The organism is Vampirovibrio sp. (genome assembly GCF_041737375.1).
Lineage (GTDB): Bacteria > Cyanobacteriota > Vampirovibrionia > Vampirovibrionales > Vampirovibrionaceae > Vampirovibrio.
The window spans coordinates 214150-233247 of record NZ_JBGSRV010000010.1 but is presented as its reverse complement, the minus strand read 5'-3'; the positions used below and the strand labels follow the sequence as shown (position 1 = coordinate 233247).

The window sequence follows — 19098 nt, the reverse complement described above, 5'->3', positions numbered from 1 at the left end:
GGTTGTCCGGTTCAGTTTCGCCGTTTGGCGGATTGAAATATATACCGGGCAGTCGCATAATAGCCTCAAGACTACTGCGGACTATGAAACAGACAGAGTAATGTTACTTCTGTTTTTAAAGCACGCACGGGAGGAAACAATGACCAGCAAACAAGGCAGCGGAACCAGCAAACGAGGCTTTGCCTCCATGGACCCCAGCAAACAGCGCGAAATTGCCAGTAAAGGCGGCCGTGCCGCCCATGAGAAAGGCACCGCTCACGAGTTCACACCGGAAGAAGCGGCTGCGGCTGGACGCAAAGGCGGACAAGCCAGTGGCCGGGGACGCACATCCGCTCAAACACCTAGCCAGTAAAGCCATTCATATTTCGGGGGGAAGAAAAGGGCATCGGTTTCGGTGCCCTTTTTTACGGCTTTGGTGACCCGCACAGGGTGTACTATGACCGGGCTCATATTAAAATAAGGGAATGACTTCACCCGCCCCAGCTTCTGCTGAATTGACCCGCCTGCTGAAAGAAAAAGCCCTGCAACTGGGCTTTGCCAAGGTGGGCATTATTCCGGCGGAACCGTTCCAGAATGGGGAAGATGAGCGGCTGAGCGCCTGGCTGGGCCAGGGCTTTCAGGCGGACATGGCCTGGATGGTCACTCATTACGACAAACGACGGGATCCGGCTTCTTTAATGGATGAAACCCGGTCCATCCTGTGTGTGGCCATGAACTACTTTACCCCGGATGAGTATGACCCACACGATCCGCAGGCCTTAAAAATTGCCAAATATGCCCGAGGCACGGATTATCATTATGTACTCAAAGATCGTTTGAAAGCGTTGCTGGCTTACGCTGAAGCGCTATGCCCCGGTTTGCAGGGGCGGGCATTAACCGATAGCGCCCCCATTATGGAAAAACCACTGGCGGTGAATGCTGGCTTGGGGTGGATGGGTAAAAATGGCAATGTGATTTTACCGGGTCAGGGTTCCTTTTTCTTTTTGGGAGAATTGTTGCTGAACGTGGCGCTGGATTATGATGCCACCCCCATGGCCAATCACTGCGGCACTTGCCGCCGGTGCATCGATGCTTGCCCCACCGAGGCCATTGTGGATGAGGGGGTGATAGACGCCAACCGCTGTATTTCTTACTGGACCATTGAGTACAAAGGGGAGCGTTTTCCGGCTGCGATTCAGGATAATTTATCGGGCTGGATTTTTGGGTGCGATATTTGTCAGGATGTCTGCCCCTGGAACATCAAGTTTGCCCAGCCCACAGTGGAGCCTGCTTTTCAGCCCCACCCGCTTAACCGCAAGCCTCAGGCTGAAGCCCTGCTTGGGTTAGATGAGGAGGCCTTTCGGGCGCAGTTTCAAAAAAGCCCGCTGAAGCGCACCAAGCGGGCCGGCTTGCATCGCAATATCGCCATGGCTGCCCCGCACCGCCAGCCTGTGGATGAACCCACTTAAATTGCAAGAACTTGCCGGGTGAGGTGTGTTAGTGGCCCGAGGTTTTAATGTCCGCGTTCTTTGGAAAGGGGAACACGATTTCCAAAATATCCTGGCCGTCAGCGTCTTTACCGTTTTTAGCCCGCTTGGCTTCCTGATAGTAGTCGAAAAAAAGTTGGGCTTGTTGATCGGGGTTTAGTTTGCTTCCCTCCAGGCGTTGATTGAGTTCTCGCTCAAAATGCGCTTTTTTTCGATGGGCATCCACCCAGAACAGAGATTGCTCAATACGCCCTTGGCGGCTGATTTTGTTTAACAATTCGCTGGGGTAACGCATTTCTAACAGCGGTGCTTTTGGGGGGTGCACATTGAGTTTGTGGTGGGCAAATTGCACTAAATCTTTCCCGGACAGAGACAGGGCTTCGGTGTTACGCATAATGTTTTTGTGCAAAAAATGATCCGGGTTTCTGCGTTGAATGGCGTCTAGCACTTTAGGGTTTGGGCCAATAAAATGAACAATACTGCCAAATTGAAGTGGCATGGGCGTCCCCTTTCTGGTTCCGGCTTGGAAAATTACAAAATATCTTGGTCGCTATTTATTTTGCAGCGGAAGATCCCGGTCATGGGTCATTCCTCTCAAAATGAATAGGCATTGATTGTTAAAGGCCCTCAAACTATTCATTAATGAGAAGAAACCATAGAAAAACTTGATTGATTGGAATGGAGGCATCGTAATGCAAGCCCAAGGCATTTTGCAACAGCAATAAAGACCGATAGGGCCTGATATCGCTGATGTATATCGCACACCCGGCGGGGTTCATTGATCTGCTTGTTTCATTCTGCGCTAAGTCCTGTTGCATTCTGAACCAAGGTGGTTAACCCGGATTCTTCTATTTTGTTTGGGTTATGATAAGGCTCATATTAAAACGTTGGCCATGATTGGCCAGACTGCGTTTTTAAAGTTTTTTAAGAAAGAAAGCAATCATGATTAAACTGGATTATGGCAATATTTCCGTTAATAAAGTAGGCGCAACGCACGGTCTGAATCTGGAGCAGGTTTTTAAGGATTCCGAAGGCCGCATTCGGGATATTGTGAGCCAGATGTACGCTGAAAAAGATCAGGCCGGGGGCTGGAAGCGCTGGCTGAACCTGGGTTACGATCAGGCACTGGCCGATGAGCTTAATGCTTACGCTCAAAGCGTCAAAGGGCGTTTTAGCGATATGGTGATTCTGGGCATTGGTGGTTCTTCTTTGGGTGGATATGCCCTGCTGCGGGCTTTGCTGCACCCTTATTGGAACCAGTTGTCCGATGCGCAACGGCAAGGTTTTCCTCGCTATTATTTTGTGGAAAACGTGGATGGAGACCAGATTAATCCGTTAATGGAAATGCTGGACCCGCAGCGCACCCTGTTTGTGGTGATTTCTAAATCCGGCACCACGGCGGAAACCATGAGCGCATTTATGATCGCCAAGGACTGGCTGGAGCGGAAGCTTCCCCCCGAAAAGGTAAAGGAGCACATTGTTGCCATTACCGATGCCAAAACGGGCGTCCTTCGCCCCGTGGCCGATAAAGAGCAGTACCAGACTTTTGAAGTGCCGGATGACGTGGGTGGCCGCTTCTCCGTGTTTTGCGCGGTGGGCTTGTTGCCAGCGGTGCTGTGTGGCGTGTCGCTTGCTGAGATTCAAAACGGGATTCGGGATTTGGATAAAGTGCTTCAAAATCCTGATTTACAGCAAAACCCTGCCGCTCAAGGGGCCTTGATTCAGTATTCTTTATATGAGCGGGACAAGCGCATTTCTGTATTCATGCCCTATTCCTTCCGTCTGGCTTCTGTTTCTGATTGGTATGTGCAGCTTTGGGCTGAATCGTTGGGTAAGAAAACTGATTTGCAGGGAAACACAGTCCATGTCGGCCCCACTCCGGTGCGGGCGGTGGGCGTTACCGATCAGCATTCTCAGGTTCAGCTGTTTAACGAAGGCCCTTTTGACAAGGTGTTTACCTTTGTTTCCGTTGGCAAACCGGCTCAGGATATTCAAATTCCCGCAAACCAGTTCAGCGATATTGAGGATTTGAACTATTTGAACGGCAAACCCATGAGCCAGCTGATGCAAGCCGAGTTTGACTCCACTCGGGCCAGTATTACCGCCAATCAGCGCCCCAACATGACCTTGCACCTGCCTCAGGTAGACGCCTATCATGTGGCCCAGCTTCTGTATCTGCTGGAAGTGCAGACGGCCATCGCAGGCGCGCTGATGGGCATTGATCCCTTTGATCAGCCCGGTGTGGAGCTGGCCAAGAAGTACACCTACGCCTTAATGGGGCGTAAAGGGTATGAAAACCTGGTGGCGGAAGCCCGTGGAGAGAAGAGCGCCATTGGCGTTTGACCCCTCCTTCAGGCGCGGGAGATTGAATTTTTCGCGCCCCGGCATTCGTAACAGTTGTGCTGCTCTTTGAGAAAAATCAAAAACATCCCGAGTTAAGCGGTTATAATGCATGGAGTTCAACTGATATTCGAACGAGTTTATTTATCTTAACTTTTCACCATTTCAAGCATGAAATTGTCTAGTCAAAATGTATTGGAGGTAGTTTACTATGCCTTTTGTTATTACTGAACCTTGCGTTGATGTTAAAGATAAAGCTTGCGTGGGCGTTTGTCCCGTAGACTGTATCTATGATTTCGATGGCGAAAATCAACTGTACATCCACCCGGATGAGTGCATCGAGTGCGGCGCTTGCCAACCTGTTTGCCCCGTTAGCGCCATCTACATGGACGCTGAAGTTCCTGCGGATCAAGCCAAATACACCGATTTGAACGCTGAGAAATCCCGCGCCCTGAAAGGCTAGGATTTTTCCAGGTTTCCTTTCGGCGGCTATTTCAATTTTGCCGGTAGGTCACTGCCATCCAATACAAAAATGCCTGAGTATATTCTATGCTCAGGCATTTTTTCGGTTTATTGGGCCTGTGGGTTGGCAGGTGCTGCCGGGGCCAGCGTGATCCATTCCTGAATGGTTTGCACCAAGCCGGTCGGAATTTTACTAATGGGCGTCCACACTTCTCTGGCCCCTGCCGAATAAGGCGCAAGGCAGTAAATGGTTAACAAGGTGGTAAACAGGCCGAAGCAAATGGGTAAATTGCGTTTGCAAAATTCCAGAATGATGGGAACCAAAAGCATGCTGCTGACCACGATGGAGGTCCACACGCCCAACGATATTGCCGCTTCCATAACCAGAATATCCTCTATGCGCTGAAACTGTATGTGATGAACGCTTTTGTAGGCTGCTGGAAATTGATGGGGTTTCGGTTTCAGGGTTTTGAGCTTAAGATAGGGTATCAATACCAATACCCTGTATTTTTCAAACACCAAATTTCAAATACCCAAACGGTTAGGACCCCCATATGCCTGTTTTAAGAACCCTGATTCGCACGGCTGCTTCTGTGATTGCTTTTTTGCTGCTATTTGCCTTTATCCTGCGTATTTTTGCACCGGGAAATGCCGATACCCGCTCTCTTTTTCAGCTGATTTCTTTTATTCAGCCTTTTTTGGATGCCAGCGTGGCGTTTTTTGTTTTTCCAGTTCAGTGGGTGCTGAATTGGCTCACCCCCTATTTCCCTGCCGGGATGAGTGCCTGGTTTCCCATCACTCAGGCGGCGGCGTTTTTTGAAGGCTTGGTGGTCTTCGTGTTTTCTATTCCCAGTTTGGCGGCTACAGCCTTGGGTCAGCAGATGTTGGAAGCACCTTATCCCACCATTTTTCCGGGTGTTCTGGACTGGCGTTTATTAATGGCGATCGGGTTTTGGGGCTTGATAGAATCTTTGCTGCTGAAAGTGATTATTTCCATCGAAGCCCGGACGTACCGAAGCCACATTCGGAAACGGGACGCTGACATTCTGGCCGGATTGCGAAATCGCTAGCCAGTGTATTAAAGCCCAGTTGAAAGCCATCGTGGATGTTCTTTTAGATAGGACTCAACGATTCGGTGAGTATTTTTTTCAAGGCGCTTAGCAGGGCGTCCACGTCTTCGGGCTGGGTGTAGTAACCAATGCTGGCTCTTACCGTACCGCCCCTATGAATGCTACCAATGGCTTCATGAGCCATGGGAGCGCAGTGAAACCCGGCTCGCAAGGCAATGCCATAGGTTTCAAATAACTTTTCGCCCACCACTTTGGGATCTTGCCCTAACAGGTTGAAAGAAACCACCGGGGTTTTATGGGCGGTATCCGTATGGCCATACACCGTAATTTCAGGGATTTGCCCCAAGCCCGCTAACAGGGAATCCAGCAGTGCGGTTTCGTGGCTATGAATTTGACGCAACCCGGTTTCATGCACCCAGCGCGCACCCGCTGCCAAGGCCAGAATTTGGGGCAGGGCAATGGTACCCACCTCAATGCCATCGGGGGGATGCGAAGGCATTTCATGCTTGCCGGAATCGTTGCCGGTGCCCCCTTCCATAAAGGTGTTGAGCTGGACGCGTTCCGAAATATACAACGCCCCAATACCCGGAGGACCGTATAAAGATTTATGGCCGGGCAGGGCCAGCATATCAATGCATTGGGCTTGCACATCCACTGGTAACACCCCGGCTGATTGAGCGGCATCCACCAGATACAGTTTGCCGTATTGATGGGCCAGCTTTCCGATTTCGGCCACAGGCAGGATGGAGCCAATCACGTTACTGGCATGGGTGGTGGCCACCAGCTTAATTTGGGGATGCGTTTTCAGTAAGGTTTCATAAACCTCTAAATCAAAGGGAACGGCGTCGGTATAGGGGACAATAAAAAACTGAACCCCTTTTTCACGAGCCACTTTCCGCACCGGGCGAGAAAGGGCGTGATGCTCTACGGCGCTGATGATGACCCCGTCACCGGCTTGCCAGGGGTAAGACTGAATGGCCACGTTCAGGGCATGCGTGGCGCCGCTGGTAAAGCTAATGCGCTCTGGGGCGGGAATGTTGAAAAGTTCTGATAGGGTTTGGCGGGCTTGTTGAAGTTGACTGGCGCCCATTCTGGAGGCCTTGGCCGTTCCCCGCTTGGGGCTGAACAGGCTACGGAAGGACTGATCCATGGTTTGATACACGGTCTCGGGCTTGGGCCAGGAGGTTGCGGCGTTGTCCAGATAATGCATGCTGAAATCCTTTGCTTGAACCTTACAGGCCGGGATCGATCATTCCCAGCGGTACCTTTTCGCAGGCTGTTCCCAGAAAATAACGAATCACACTGTCGGGCAGCGCTACTTCTTTGGGGATAATATTGTTGTGGTAGCCCATATCAGCCCCTTGCAGTTCCCGGTTTAAAGGCGGCGCGTAGATATGCAAACTGACCACATCCTGATCCGATGTATTTTTCACTTCATGGCGATCCCCCACCGGGGTATGGCCCACATCCCCAGCCCGCCACACGGTGGTAATTTTCTTGCCATCGGCACAGTAGCTGGTGTTCACAATTTCCCCTTCTAAAATGAGCATCAGCCCATCCGAGGGGCCATGCCCATGAATGGGGCTGCCTTGCCCCGGTCGCCAACAAACCACCAGTATTTCCACATTGCTGGATTTGAAAACCAGATGTCGGGTGTAATGCGTTTCTTTGAACTGTTTAAGCGCTTGCAAGTTGATCATGGCAGTGGTTACCGTGTTGGCGAATGCGTTGCTAATGTTCACTATCTTAGCTCAAAGCCAAAGGCTTCGTAAGTCCTGCCATTGAATGGCCTCTGATAGAATAGGGGGGCTATGTTTATTTACCTGCATGTTCCCTTTTGCGTATCTCGCTGTGTTTACTGTGATTTTTACGTGGTGCTTGAAAAGTATGGCGGAAAAGAGGCCTACGTTGAGGCGCTTTGCCGGGAAATTGAGCTGCGTTTCGCGGATATCGATCTGTCCTCCTTCCCGCAAGGCATTCAAACCTTGTATGTGGGGGGTGGGACACCTTCCTTACTTTCTTCGCAGGCCTATCAGCGAATTTTTCAGCAGTTGAACCGCTATTTGCCTTTTGCCCCCGATGCGGAAATTACTTTGGAGGCCAACCCCGGCGCTCATTATTCTGAAATGGCGGATAGTCCTGCCGCTTACTTGGCGGTGGGTTTTAACCGGGTGAGTGTGGGGGTGCAAAGTTTAAACAACGTGGAACTCAAAAAGTTGAGCCGCTTACACACCGCAGAAGAGGCTGTGGCCTTTCTGGTCTCTTTAAAACAAGCCGGATGGCACAATATTTCGCTGGATTTAATGTATGGGATTCCCTCTCAAACGCCCCAATCCTGGCGGGAAACCTTGCAAAAAGCAGCCTTGCTGGATGTACAGCATGTGTCCATGTACGGGTTGAAGGTGGAGGAAAATACCCCGCTGGAAAAACTGACCACCTTGCGAGCGGCCAAAGCCCAGTACCAGTTGCCGGAAGAAGACGCGGTGGTGGCCATGTACTTTGAAGGGCTGGAGTCTTTGAGGGAAGCCGGGTTTCAGCGTTATGAATTCAGCAATTTGGCCAAGCCGGGGTGCCAGTCTCGTCATAATTTAAATTACTGGAACAATGGCGATTATTTGGCGTTAGGCGTAGCGGCGCATGGCTACTGGCAAAATTTACGCTACGAAAACGTGCGGGATTTAACGCAGTATTTGGCAAACCCGTTGGCCGGAGAAAGCCAGGCCTGCCCACCCAGCGAAAAGCTGGAAAACGCCATTATTTTTGGGCTGAGAAAATCCTCAGGCATTCATCTCCACACTTTGGAGCAAGAATTTGAGATTGATTTTAAAGAAAAATATGCCGATGTTTTAAAAAAATACCAAGGGCAGTATCTGGAATTGCAAGAGGGCTGGCTCATTTTGAAAGAGTCCGCCATTCCAGTGAGCAACGCCATTTTGGCAGATTTTTTAACCGGCATTTAATTTCAGCAGGCACAAAAGCAGCCCAATTTGTTTTTATGCGATTACAGGGAACTTATGGGACGCCGCTCTTTTTAACCAATTGAATGAGCGGTTGGGTGATGGATATAGGGGGATATATGGTTTCTGCGGCAAGTGGGCCGGGCGGGTATTTTCCGCCAAGGCCAATCAACCCGAATCAGCAAAAAGGCTCTCAAATTAATCAAACGGTTCATAAGGCAGGTCAAATTCATCGGGAGGCGATGCAGTCTTCCAGTGGTGCAGGTCGGCCATCTCCAGAGCCGCCCGCTGAGGAAAAAGGTTTTTTCAAAAGTGCCTGGGATAAGTTGACCAGTATTTTCTAACACTCAATTTAATTCAATCATAACCGGGAGGTTCTCGATGAACAGTCGATACAAGCGCAAGCAGGGCCGGGTTTTCTAACCCCCATGCTTGATACCTTAATCCATTTCCATTGAAACATTCCTCTTTCAATCACCGGCCATTTGGCCGGTGTTTTTATTAAATTGGATAAAATCAAATTGTTTCAATTGTTTAAAACAATAGCACCGAATTAAAAAACCATGCGTTTATGCAGGTACAGGGAAAACAGGGTGTGTGAAAAAAGGGGATAACCAAATGACGAATCACGGAATGAAACAGGCGGACGGGCTCTTCTAACCCCCATGCTTGTACCCAATTCATTCTATTGTAATGAATATTTTTTGCGCCGATCCATCTGGATCGGCGTTATTTTTTTGAAGTGAACCGTTTGTTTTTTGATCGGAATTAATTGAATAGCCGATAACAACAAAAGTGGCCTTTTTGTTTTTATACATTTACATGGGGTTTTGATGGCCTGGGTGTGGAAGCCATTGAGCATATTGGGAGGATACAGCATGGGTTATGGTTTGTATGGCGGGGGTTTTGGTGGATACGGTGGCTATGGAGGCGTTGGTGGTTCTCCTGGCGTTGGCTCCCAGCCTTTTCCTTCGGGTATTTATCCACCGGGCAGTGGGGTGGGCTCCGATCAGTTTTTGAGCTCTGGGGCGCCTAAGAAAAAAGGCGTAGCCGGATTTTTGCAAGGGATTGCCAATGGGGCCATTAATACCGTTAAAAGCTTATTCACCCTGCAGGGGTTAGCCACCACTGTTGGCGCCGGTGCTTTGGTTTGGGCCACGGGTGGCGCTGCTCTGATTCCGCTGGCTGCTTTGGGGGCTGGCATTGGTGGTTTTCAAATGTTGAACGGGGCGGCGAACGGCGACACTGAAGCGGTGGGAGAAGGCTTTTTTGCCACGGCGGCCAGTTTACTGGGTTTAAAATTCACGCCTAAAAAAGTAACCTTGAACGGTCAGGAATTTACACTGAGCAGTGGGGCGCCCGGTCAGTCGCTGGGCATAACGGGGCGCTTGAAATCCTTATGGGGCGGCAATAAATTTGTATCCGCCGATGGGGTCCAGTCTCAAAATATCTGGCAATTGGGTAGCGCTAAATTGCTCAGTCGCTTTCAGTCCGGTTTTTCCTCGGTCACATCAGCCGGTTTTAACCCTTTAAACCCGCAAACCTGGAAAGGCCGCAACGACGTAGAAAATTTACCCACTTTGGATATGAACACCAAAATATTTGCAGCAAAATATCAGGATATTTACAAGAAGGCCAATGAGCCCTTGCCCGCTACCAATGGCCGAAGTGGTACCGATGGTATTGCGAAACTGAACGCCCGCAATGGTGCCAAGGCAGAGCTGGAATTGCTGGAGGCAAAGGCGCAATGGCCCAAAGCCAAAACTCGCAAAACTTACCTGGAACTGGATAAAAAATTCCAGGCCGATATTAATGACATTAAATTACAACGTGGCTTTAAAAAACTGAAAAATGCCAGTGACGCTGAGCTAAAAGCCATGGATCAGATGATACAGGGCAAAGAAAATTTACGGGTTCAGCTTCTGGATACGTTTAAAGAGCAAACGGCTACTAAAATTCATTATCGTCAAAACGTGATCCAACAGGTGAAAAACGGGGGGATCCCTATGGAGCCTCCAGCAATGGATGCTCAGTCCATTCGTTCTGGCAGCACTTTTAAGGACGCATCCAGTGGTACTTCGATTGTTTCTTTTGGCGATGAGGCTTCCTCTTTCGGTAGCGCCCGTTCTGATTTGTCCGGGTCTTCTTTCGGTAGCGCTCGTTCTGATTTGTCCGGGTCTTCTTTCGGTAGCGCCCGCTCTGATTTATCAGAATCTTCCTTAACGCGCCATAACGCCACGGGGGCGGCTCAACCTGAAAGTATTTCTCAGCGTGTTTCAAACTGGTTTTCTGGACGAAGAGCCCCTGAGTAAATGCTTTCTTGTGAATAAATGATGGAATATTTCCAGCCAGCATCACCTTAAAAAAAGGGAGCGTTGTTAGACGCTCCCTTTTTAATTGGGTTGAGGCTAAATGCCTAAACTCGAACCAGTTTCAGGTTGTTCACAATTTCGTTGGCGAAGCCTGAGCAGCTCACCAAGGTGGCGTTGCTCATCTGGCGCTCTAAATCGTAAGTGACCTTGCCGCTGGCAATGGTTTTTTCAAAGGCGTCTACCACCAGTTTGGCGGCTTCCGTCCAGCCCAAGTGCTCCAGCATCATGACACCCGATAGAATCAGGGAGCCGGGGTTCACCTTATCCTGACCGGCGTACTTGGGGGCGGTGCCGTGGGTGGCTTCAAACAGGGCGGAATGATCGCCGATGTTAGCGCCGGGAGCCAGTCCCAATCCGCCAACCTGTGCCGCGCAAGCATCCGACAGATAATCGCCGTTCAGGTTCATGGTGGCAATCACCTGATACTCATCCGGGCGCAGCAACAATTGCTGGAACATGGCATCCGCAATGCGATCCTGAATCATGATTTTACCGGCAGGTACTTTGCCGTTGTGCTTGTCCCACACATCGGCTTCGGAAATCACTTGCTCTGCGTATTCCTGGCGAGCCACTTCGTAGCCCCAGTCCCGGAAGGCGCCTTCGGTGAACTTCATGATGTTGCCTTTATGCACCAGCGTGACCACGGTTTTTTGGTTGGCAATGGCGTAGTTAATGGCCCGGCGAACCAGACGCTTGGTGCCTTCCACGCTGATGGGTTTAATGCCGATGCCGGAATCCGGGCGGACATCCTTGTTGAATTCGGACTTCAGGAAGCCAATGATTTTTTTGGCGTCTTCGGTGCCTTCCTGGAATTCAATACCCAGGTAAATGTCTTCGGTGTTTTCCCGAAAGATGACCACATCCAGCTTCTGAGGTTCTTTAACCGGGGCGGGAACGCCCTGAAACCATCGTACGGGACGCACACAGGCGTATAAGTCGTGAATTTGACGTAAGGCCACGTTCAGGCTGCGGATACCGCCGCCCACAGGGGTGGTCAAGGGTCCTTTAATGGCCACTTTGTATTCGCGAATGGCTTCGTTGGTTTCTTCTGGCAACCAGCTATTGGTTTGGTTAAACGCCTTTTCGCCAGCCAGTACTTCTTTCCATACAATTTTTTTCTTGCCGTGGTAGGCAACTTCAACGGCGGCATCCAGTACATTTTGGGTTGCTGGCCAAATGTCCACCCCAATGCCATCGCCTTCAATGTAGGGAATAATGGGGTGATCGGGGACGTTAAGGGATAAATCGGAATTAATGGTAATTTTTTCGCCTGCCATAGTTAAAAATGCCTCCACTCGGTAGCTTGAAACGATACATGCATGATCTCCTTTCAATTTAACACAAAATCGCCGGTCGGGACAAAAGGCTCGCCTGTGAACCCATTTGCGGCTATTTGGGTCTGCAAAGAGCATAAAACTATGCTTGTAGCGGTTTGTCTTGCCGCTAATCTGTGACCGAAGTAGAATCAAGGGAGACAGAGTCGTAAAATCCGGCAGATCTAAAAATTTGGATAGGAGACAGACCACCCATGAGCGGTACCTCAACTGAAATAGTTCAACGGCATTACGCCAAACTCAGCGCCAGTCTTGAAAAGGCCAAGCAACACTTTGGCAAAACCGCTTTAACGGCGGCAGAAAAAATTCTGTTTTCCCATTTAATCCCCGAAAATTTCCCCGAGCGACTGGTGCGGGGCGAAACCTTTTTATCCCTGCAGCCGGACCGGGTGGCTATGCAGGATGCCACTGCCCAAATGGCCATTCTGCAGTTCATGCAGGCCAATCGGGAAGTGGTGGCGGTGCCTTCCACCGTGCATTGCGATCACTTGATTCGGGCTCATTCCGGTGCCGCCGCCGATGTGGAGCGGGCTTGTGAGGAAAACCGGGAAGTTTATGAGTTTTTGCGCTCCGCTGCCGCCAAGTACGGCATGGGTTTCTGGAAGCCCGGTAGTGGCATTATTCACCAGGTAGTGCTGGAAAAATACGCTTTTCCGGGTGGGTTGATGATTGGCACCGATAGCCACACCCCCAACGCCGGTGGTTTGGGCATGGTGGCCATTGGGGTGGGTGGCGCGGACGCTGCCGACGTAATGGCCGGTTTACCCTGGGAAGTGAAAGCGCCCAAGCTGGTGGGAGTACATCTCACCGGAAAACTGAGCGGATGGGCCGCTCCCAAGGACGTGATTCTGTACCTGTGCGGCCTGCTAACCACCAAGGGCGGCACCAACAAAATTGTGGAGTACTTTGGCTCCGGTACGGAAACCATTAGCTGTACCGGGAAAGGTACCATTACCAACATGGGCGCCGAGCTGGGAGCGACCACGTCTGTGTTTCCGTTTGACAGCCGCATGGCCGCATATTTGCGGGCCACCGAGCGGGCCGACATTGCCGATTTGGCCGAGCAACACGCCGCCAATCTGCGGGCGGATGATGAGGTGTTGAAGCACCCTGAAAATTACTATGATGAAATCGTGGAAATCAACCTGTCCGAGCTGGAACCCTATGTGGTCGGCCCTCACTCCCCGGATCGGGCCCGCAAAATTTCCGAGTTCGCCGCTGATGTGAAAAACAGTCAGTTCCCGGAAAACTTGAGCGCCGCTTTGGTGGGCAGTTGCACCAACTCTTCCTACGAGGATTTGGAGCGCTCGGCCAACGTGGCTCGCCAGGCTAAGGCCAAGGGCTTGAAATCCAAGTCCTACTTCCTGATTACCCCCGGTTCTATTCAGGTGTATGAAACCATTAAGCGGGATGGCCAGATGCAGGACTTTACCGATATTGGCGGCGTGGTCATGGCCAATGCCTGCGGCCCTTGCATCGGTAACTGGGATCGCACCGATATTAAAAAAGGGGAAACCAACGCCATTATTACCTCGTTCAACCGCAACTTCCCCAAGCGGAATGATGGCAATGCCGAAACGCTGGCTTTTATCGGCAGCCCGGAGCTGGTAACGGCCATGGCCATTGCCGGAAAAACGGCCTTCAACCCCATGACCGATACCATTGATGGCGTGAAACTGGAGCCGCCCACCGCCCCGGATCTCCCACCGCTCGGTTTCCAGATTTCTCATGAAGGGTTACTGGAGCCGCCTGTGGATCGTTCCGCCGTGGCGGTGGCCATTGACCCCAGCAGCCCCCGTCTGGAAAAGCTGGCGCCTTTCGCCCCCTGGGATGGTCAGGATTTTGTGGAGGTGCCTGTGCTGGTGAAAACCAAAGGGCAAACCACCACCGATCATATTTCACCTGCTGGGAAAGACTGGTTGCCATTGCGGGGCCACTTGTCCGGCATTAGCCACAACATGCTGTTGGGCGCGGTGGATGCGATGACGGGTCAACCCGCCGAGCCGGTTAAAATGCCGGTCAATGGGGTGGAGCGTGGCGTATCTCCCTGGGCTTTAAAGGCTAAGGAATACAAGGCGCAAAATGGCTCTATCATTGTGGGCGATGAGAACTACGGAGAAGGCAGCAGCCGGGAGCATGCGGCCATGTCTCCCCGTTTTCTGGGCGTGAAAGCGGTCATTGCTCGCAGTTTTGCCCGTATTCACGAAACCAACCTGAAAAAGCAGGGCGTTTTGCCGTTCACCTTTGCCAACAAGGCAGACTATGACCAACTCAGCAAGGGTGATCACCTCACCATTGCAGGGTTAAACAACCTGAAGGCCGGACAGTCCGTGATTGCCACGGTTAGCCGTCAGGATGGCACCACCGGCAAAATCGAGTTGAATCACTCCCTGAACAGCGAGCAAATTCGCTGGTTCAAGGCGGGTTCTGCCATGAACGCTGTTAACACCCCCAAAGCAGCCGTTTAAAGTCGGAACTTTCTCGATTAACACGCTTCAACCAGCCGCTCCCATTCAACGGGGCGGCTGGTTGTTTTTAAAGAGGGGTGAACCGGCTGGGCACCTTGGGCATAGTGGGCTATGATTAAGACTATTTTATTGAGCATTGTCGAAATCCTGAGCGCCGTTGTATGCAACCTTCTGATGATCGTCTTATCCCGCATATTTTGCCCAATGGCCTCACCGTGCTTGAGCGTCGTTATTTGCGTCGCAATCAGACTGGAGAAATTTGCGAAACCCCTGCCGATTTGTTCTGTCGGGTGGCCCTGCATGTGGCCCAAGGAGAACTGGCTTACGGGCAGGATACCGCATCAGTTGAGCGGGTGGCTCAACAGTTTTATGACATGTTGGCCGGGCTGGATTTTTTGCCTAATAGCCCCACCTTATTGAATGCAGGGCGTCCTTTGGGGCAACTATCGGCCTGCTTTGTGTTGCCCATTGCCGACTCGCTGGCCTCTATTTTTGAGAGCCTCAAGCATGCCGCCTTGATTCATCAAAGCGGCGGTGGCACCGGCTTTTGCTTTTCTCAATTACGTCCTGCGGGCGATGGGGTTGGAGACACCCGAGAAGTGGCGGCTGGGCCGATTGCGTTTATGGAGGTCTATAACGCCGCCGTGGATAGCATCAAGCAAGGCGGCCAGCGCAAGGGGGCCAATATGGGACTGCTGCGGGTGGATCATCCCGATGTGGAGGCTTTTATCAGCGCCAAAGACGACTTACGGCGGGTGACCAATTTTAATATTTCCATCGGTATTACCCATGCCTTTATGGATGCGGTGGCCCGCAACGCTGATTTTTCCCTGATTCACCCCACTACGGGGCAGGTGGTGAAAACCGTGGCCGCCCAAGGCTTAATGGCTCGCATTGTGGATTGCGCCTGGCGCACCGGCGAGCCGGGGCTGATTTTTCTGGATCGGGTGAATGTGGACAATCCTACCCCCAGTTTGGGCGCATTGGCGGCCACCAACCCTTGCGGGGAGGTGCCTTTGCTGCCGTATGAGGCCTGCAATTTGGGCTCCATTAATTTAATGAATATGCTGGATGAACGGAATCAGCTGGATTGGGAAAAATTGGCCCGCACCGTTCGGCTGGCGGTGCATTTTCTGGATAACGTGATTACCGTTAATCAGTACCCCCTGCCCGAAACCCGGCATCAGGTGGCGGGTAATCGTAAAATTGGGTTGGGGGTCATGGGTTGGGCGGATTGTCTGATGGCACAAGGCATCGCTTACAATTCCGATGCGGCCATTCAACTGGCCCAAGGGCTGGCATGCTGGATGGATTATCAGGCCAAGCTGGCCTCGGTGGATTTGGCGCGGCAACGCGGGGCTTTTCCCAATTTTGTGAACAGTCGTTATCAGGATGCCGCTTGGCTCACCGCTCGCTATGAAGCGCAGCTCGGGGCAAACCATCGAGTGAGTGCGCTTGAATGGCAGGCCATGGCAGAGCGTATTCAAGCCGTGGGTATTCGCAATGCCACCACCACCTGTATTGCCCCCACCGGTACCATCAGCCTGATTGCCGGGGTGAGTGGCGGCATTGAGCCGGTATTTGCCTTGGCCTATACCCGCAACGTGCTCAACAATACCCGCCTGAAAGAGGTTCACCCGTTGTTTGCCCGTTGGCTTCAGCAACAGCCGCAAAATCAGGAAGCCCTGTTGCAACAAGTGGCTCAGGCGGGGAGTCTCTCGGAAATTCAGGGCTTGCCTGAGGCGGTGAAGCGGATTTTTGTGACCTCGTTAGATATTGCTCCCTCGTGGCATGTGCGGATGCAGGCCGCTTTTCAGGCATTTACCGACAATGGGGTTTCTAAAACCATTAACGTGCCTCAATCGGCCACTCGGGGCGATGTGGCAGCGGCTTTTCAGCTGGCTTATGAGATGGGAATCAAAGGGGTCACGGTTTACCGCAATAACAGTCGTCAGGATCAACCCCTGTTACTGGCCACGGCTGAATCGCCCATGGTTCAAACGCCCCCAAGAGAGGACCCTCCTGCGGTTTGTGAAACCTGCGATTAGCCAGCTAGGCACCCTTTAATCAGGCCGTGCATTGCTCTGTGGGGATTGTTCCACAATGCGGGTCAGGTTGGCTTCAAAAATATCGCACACCTGATGCCAGGTGTAGCAACGGCTAACGGTTTCAAAGGCCGCTTCTCCCATGTCCCGGCAAAGCTGGGGGTTTTCCAGCAGGTGAGACACACTTTCAGCCAAAGCGTTTGCATCGTGGGGCGGCACCAGCATGCCGCTTTCATAATGAGACACCACTTCCTGAAAATTGGGGTTCTGCGCGATGACGGCGGGCATGGCGCTGGCCATGGCTTCCAGCACCGCTAAGGGTAGGCCGGGTGTGGGGTGTGGTTGTATCAGTACATCGTGTTGAAGGTATAAGTCTGGCAAATGGCCTTCTTCTTGAATATGAATGGCGCTCAGGGCCGGTTTCATGGGTTCCGGGAAGTCGGCAAACAGGGCATCGGCTTGCGGCAATTTGGCGCCTGCCACCGTCAGCGTTGCCTGAGGGTGGGTTTCCCAAATGCGCTGAAAGGCTTTGGCCAGAGTATCCCCAATGGGGTGGCCGTGTTCGGTGTTGCCAATCAGCAACAGTTTGGAAGGCAGCTTGGTTTTTTCCATCAGCCGTTGGGGGCTGTAAAAGTGAGCGGCCACCCCTCGGGGCTGATAAAGCGCTTTGGAAGCGTATTGGGGGAACTCGGCTCGAATTTGATGCAAGTCTTCCAGTCCGGTTAAAAAGCAACCATCTTGCGTTTTAAGCGATTGGCTCACGGTCCACTCGCTGAGTTGCTCAATTAACTGGTGTTTGGATGCGGGCAGCGGGGCGGCTGCTTCAAGGGCTTCCTGCGGGTTGGGGGGTAGGGCGGAAAGCTCATCTTTTAAATGCCAGGAAACCAGCCGGGTGGGTTGTGGCAGTAACCAGTCTCTAAATGAGGACAGGCACCAGCCGCTGGTTCCGGTAGATAGAATGACGTTGTACTGCTTTTGTTCGCATTTTCGACGGATCAGTGGGGCCACTCGCACTGGCCATTCTAGCGGAGAGATGGGCCGATGCGGCTCATGGGGCTGAGCGCGTCGAAAAAAGTAATCGACCTCATGCCCCCGGCGCACCAGTTCCTGGCCCAGATAGCGCATGGCCCTGACCGTATCATTCAGGGCATGTTGGGTGAGGTGGCAAATGAAGAGCAACTTCATGGGTATACCAGCCTTTCCGGTTGCTGCGGAATGTCAGGGCGGATGGTTCACAACCCCTGAAATCCGGCTGAGGATCAACACTGGCGCCAACGGTTAAAACGCACTCACTGATTTTGTTGAATACCTTCGATCATACCCCACAACGTGGAATGGGGAAACCGCACATCGTGACTGAAGCAGCGGGCTTTTTCTCTCAGGCGTTGGGCTAGGGGCTTAAATAGTTTTTAAGGCTTTTAATATTGCGGTTATTGCGGCACATTTTACGCAGTTTGTTCAAGGCTCTGGTTTCAATTTGGCGAACCCGTTCACGAGACACCCCAAATAACTGGCCAATTTCCTCTAGCGTTCTTTTATTGCCGTCGTTCAGGCCAAACCGCAGTTTCAGTACATCCCGCTCTCTGGGGCGGAGGCTGTCTAAAATTTTATCCAGCTCTTCGGTCAGATTTTCCTGAGACACCCGGCTATCGGGGGACGCCGTATTTTCATCCACCAGAAAATCACCAATTTTAGAGGCTTCATCTTTGGTGTGCAAGGGCGTTTCCAGGCTAATGGTAGACTGGGTGGCCTTTAGTACCAACCGCAATTTGGCCAGCGAAATGCCCATTTTCCCCGCCAATTCCTCCTTGGTGGGGGTGCGGTTCAGCTCGTGGGTCATGTCTCGGGTTACTTTTTTCAGGCGGCCAATGGTTTCAATCATATGCACTGGAAGCCTTATGGTGCGGGATTTATCGGCAATGCCACGGGTAATGGATTGCTGAATCCACCAGGTGGCATAGGTAGAGAATTTAAACCCACGCTTGTGATCAAATTTTTCGGCGGCCCGAATCAAGCCCAAGTTGCCTTCCTGAATTAAATCCAGAAAGGAGAGGCCCCGGCCAATATATTTTTTGGCAATACTAACCACCAAACGCAAGTTGGCTTTGACCAACTGGCCTTTAGCCACATCATCGCCTTCGGCAATGCGCTTGGCCAGCTCAATTTCTTGCTCGGAATTTAAAAGTTTGACTTTGCCAATTTGCTGAAGGTACATTTTGACCGAATCATCGGCGGAGCCTCTTTCAACGGGAACAGCTTCCTGTTCTTCTGGCTCTTCTTCCTCTTCAAAAAAATCAACCCGCTCTTGCCCGTCATTAAAAGACACTTCATTTTCTTCATCCAGCGCCATAAATTCATCGTTGTTGCCTTTGGGCTTACGAGGCTTGTCCAGGGGGGTAGCCCCTTTTCGCGTGGGGGAGGCCGGTGGCCGTCCGCTGGGTGGTTTCTTTTTCTGGGAAATGCTCATGCGACCTCAGAATCGGGTTGTGGTTAAGTGGGTTTTTGTACAAAGTTTATTAGGCAATGCCAGAAAAAAATTATAGCAGTGCGGGTCTGTCGCCGTTGGGTTTGCGCCATGAATCCC

The 19098-nt window shown here is 51.6% G+C and carries 15 protein-coding genes and 1 pseudogene; 9 read left to right on the top strand and 7 right to left on the bottom strand.

Annotated features, from left to right (window positions below):
- Positions 1 to 139: 139 nt before the first annotated feature.
- Both ACEW81_RS06030 and queG read left to right on the top strand, forming a co-directional pair.
- Positions 140 to 352 carry a KGG domain-containing protein gene (locus ACEW81_RS06030; RefSeq protein ID WP_373532066.1) on the top strand — a complete coding sequence of 71 codons (213 nt, stop codon included), beginning with the start codon at positions 140 to 142 and terminating at the stop codon, positions 350 to 352.
- Positions 353 to 464: 112 nt separating this feature from the next.
- Positions 465 to 1448: a tRNA epoxyqueuosine(34) reductase QueG gene (gene queG / locus ACEW81_RS06025; RefSeq protein ID WP_373532065.1), complete on the top strand. Its 984-nt coding sequence runs from the start codon at positions 465 to 467 to the stop codon at positions 1446 to 1448.
- A gap of 28 nt (positions 1449 to 1476) precedes the next feature.
- On the opposite strand, the gene ACEW81_RS06020 is transcribed toward queG, so the two are convergent.
- Complete coding sequence (locus ACEW81_RS06020; RefSeq protein ID WP_373532064.1) at positions 1477 to 1965, bottom strand: hypothetical protein; 489 nt, start codon at positions 1963 to 1965, stop codon at positions 1477 to 1479.
- Positions 1966 to 2408: 443 nt separating this feature from the next.
- Between ACEW81_RS06020 and ACEW81_RS06015 the strand changes: the two genes are divergently transcribed.
- Both ACEW81_RS06015 and ACEW81_RS06010 read left to right on the top strand, forming a co-directional pair.
- On the top strand, positions 2409 to 3809 hold the full coding sequence (locus tag ACEW81_RS06015) for a glucose-6-phosphate isomerase (protein ID WP_373532063.1): 1401 nt from the start codon (positions 2409 to 2411) through the stop codon (positions 3807 to 3809).
- A 208-nt stretch (positions 3810 to 4017) separates the two neighbouring features.
- Positions 4018 to 4245: pseudogene (locus tag ACEW81_RS06010) on the top strand (4Fe-4S dicluster domain-containing protein); the annotation flags it as partial.
- A 131-nt stretch (positions 4246 to 4376) separates the two neighbouring features.
- On the opposite strand, the gene ACEW81_RS06005 reads toward ACEW81_RS06010, so the two are convergent.
- The gene (locus tag ACEW81_RS06005) at positions 4377 to 4760 is read right to left on the bottom strand and encodes a hypothetical protein (protein ID WP_373532062.1); all 384 of its coding nucleotides are present in this window, start codon (positions 4758 to 4760) and stop codon (positions 4377 to 4379) included.
- Positions 4761 to 4822: 62 nt separating this feature from the next.
- Here ACEW81_RS06005 and ACEW81_RS06000 point away from each other — a divergent pair, with 62 nt between their 5' ends.
- The gene (locus tag ACEW81_RS06000) at positions 4823 to 5338 is read left to right on the top strand and encodes a hypothetical protein (RefSeq protein ID WP_373532061.1); all 516 of its coding nucleotides are present in this window, start codon (positions 4823 to 4825) and stop codon (positions 5336 to 5338) included.
- A gap of 43 nt (positions 5339 to 5381) precedes the next feature.
- On the opposite strand, the gene ACEW81_RS05995 is transcribed toward ACEW81_RS06000, so the two are convergent.
- Both ACEW81_RS05995 and ACEW81_RS05990 read right to left on the bottom strand, forming a co-directional pair.
- Positions 5382 to 6548: an aminotransferase class V-fold PLP-dependent enzyme gene (locus ACEW81_RS05995; protein WP_373532060.1), complete on the bottom strand. Its 1167-nt coding sequence runs from the start codon at positions 6546 to 6548 to the stop codon at positions 5382 to 5384.
- A gap of 22 nt (positions 6549 to 6570) precedes the next feature.
- Positions 6571 to 7080 carry a cysteine dioxygenase gene (locus ACEW81_RS05990; protein WP_373532059.1) on the bottom strand — a complete coding sequence of 170 codons (510 nt, stop codon included), beginning with the start codon at positions 7078 to 7080 and terminating at the stop codon, positions 6571 to 6573.
- 69 nt (positions 7081 to 7149) lie between these two features.
- Between ACEW81_RS05990 and hemW the strand changes: the two genes are divergently transcribed.
- Together hemW and ACEW81_RS05980 are read left to right on the top strand one after the other, a co-directional pair.
- Positions 7150 to 8298 (top strand): radical SAM family heme chaperone HemW, encoded by a 1149-nt coding sequence (gene hemW, locus ACEW81_RS05985; RefSeq protein ID WP_373532058.1) that lies wholly within the window; start codon positions 7150 to 7152, stop codon positions 8296 to 8298.
- Positions 8299 to 9173: 875 nt separating this feature from the next.
- Positions 9174 to 10607, top strand: coding sequence for a hypothetical protein (locus ACEW81_RS05980; RefSeq protein ID WP_373532057.1), 1434 nt, complete (start codon positions 9174 to 9176; stop codon positions 10605 to 10607).
- A 104-nt stretch (positions 10608 to 10711) separates the two neighbouring features.
- On the opposite strand, the gene icd is transcribed toward ACEW81_RS05980, so the two are convergent.
- Positions 10712 to 11944, bottom strand: a complete 1233-nt coding sequence (icd, locus tag ACEW81_RS05975) for an isocitrate dehydrogenase (NADP(+)) (protein ID WP_373532056.1) — start codon at positions 11942 to 11944, stop codon at positions 10712 to 10714.
- A gap of 251 nt (positions 11945 to 12195) precedes the next feature.
- Here icd and ACEW81_RS05970 point away from each other — a divergent pair, with 251 nt between their 5' ends.
- Together ACEW81_RS05970 and ACEW81_RS05965 are read left to right on the top strand one after the other, a co-directional pair.
- Positions 12196 to 14469: an aconitate hydratase gene (locus tag ACEW81_RS05970; RefSeq protein ID WP_373532055.1), complete on the top strand. Its 2274-nt coding sequence runs from the start codon at positions 12196 to 12198 to the stop codon at positions 14467 to 14469.
- 161 nt (positions 14470 to 14630) lie between these two features.
- A complete protein-coding gene (locus ACEW81_RS05965) occupies positions 14631 to 16517 on the top strand; it encodes an adenosylcobalamin-dependent ribonucleoside-diphosphate reductase (protein ID WP_373532054.1) in 1887 nt (628 codons plus the stop codon).
- A 15-nt stretch (positions 16518 to 16532) separates the two neighbouring features.
- Here the strand turns inward: ACEW81_RS05965 and ACEW81_RS05960 are convergent, their stop codons facing one another.
- Both ACEW81_RS05960 and ACEW81_RS05955 read right to left on the bottom strand, forming a co-directional pair.
- Complete coding sequence (locus ACEW81_RS05960) at positions 16533 to 17699, bottom strand: glycosyltransferase family 4 protein (RefSeq protein WP_373532053.1); 1167 nt, start codon at positions 17697 to 17699, stop codon at positions 16533 to 16535.
- 205 nt (positions 17700 to 17904) lie between these two features.
- On the bottom strand, positions 17905 to 18981 hold the full coding sequence (locus tag ACEW81_RS05955; protein WP_373532052.1) for a sigma-70 family RNA polymerase sigma factor: 1077 nt from the start codon (positions 18979 to 18981) through the stop codon (positions 17905 to 17907).
- Positions 18982 to 19098: the final 117 nt, after the last annotated feature.

What these genes read in the sequence shown, in the direction of transcription:
- ACEW81_RS06020 (WP_373532064.1), bottom strand. Translation starts at nt 1,965, where the DNA reads ATGCCACTTCAATTTGGCAGTATTGTTCATTTTATTGGCCCAAACCCT.
- ACEW81_RS05955 (WP_373532052.1), bottom strand. Translation starts at nt 18,981, where the DNA reads ATGAGCATTTCCCAGAAAAAGAAACCACCCAGCGGACGGCCACCGGCC.
- ACEW81_RS06030 (WP_373532066.1), top strand. Translation starts at nt 140, where the DNA reads ATGACCAGCAAACAAGGCAGCGGAACCAGCAAACGAGGCTTTGCCTCC.
- ACEW81_RS05965 (WP_373532054.1), top strand. Translation starts at nt 14,631, where the DNA reads ATGCAACCTTCTGATGATCGTCTTATCCCGCATATTTTGCCCAATGGC.
- ACEW81_RS06015 (WP_373532063.1), top strand. Translation starts at nt 2,409, where the DNA reads ATGATTAAACTGGATTATGGCAATATTTCCGTTAATAAAGTAGGCGCA.
- ACEW81_RS05960 (WP_373532053.1), bottom strand. Translation starts at nt 17,699, where the DNA reads ATGAAGTTGCTCTTCATTTGCCACCTCACCCAACATGCCCTGAATGAT.
- ACEW81_RS05995 (WP_373532060.1), bottom strand. Translation starts at nt 6,548, where the DNA reads ATGCATTATCTGGACAACGCCGCAACCTCCTGGCCCAAGCCCGAGACC.
- ACEW81_RS05970 (WP_373532055.1), top strand. Translation starts at nt 12,196, where the DNA reads ATGAGCGGTACCTCAACTGAAATAGTTCAACGGCATTACGCCAAACTC.
- ACEW81_RS06000 (WP_373532061.1), top strand. Translation starts at nt 4,823, where the DNA reads ATGCCTGTTTTAAGAACCCTGATTCGCACGGCTGCTTCTGTGATTGCT.
- hemW (WP_373532058.1), top strand. Translation starts at nt 7,150, where the DNA reads ATGTTTATTTACCTGCATGTTCCCTTTTGCGTATCTCGCTGTGTTTAC.
- icd (WP_373532056.1), bottom strand. Translation starts at nt 11,944, where the DNA reads ATGGCAGGCGAAAAAATTACCATTAATTCCGATTTATCCCTTAACGTC.
- ACEW81_RS05980 (WP_373532057.1), top strand. Translation starts at nt 9,174, where the DNA reads ATGGGTTATGGTTTGTATGGCGGGGGTTTTGGTGGATACGGTGGCTAT.
- queG (WP_373532065.1), top strand. Translation starts at nt 465, where the DNA reads ATGACTTCACCCGCCCCAGCTTCTGCTGAATTGACCCGCCTGCTGAAA.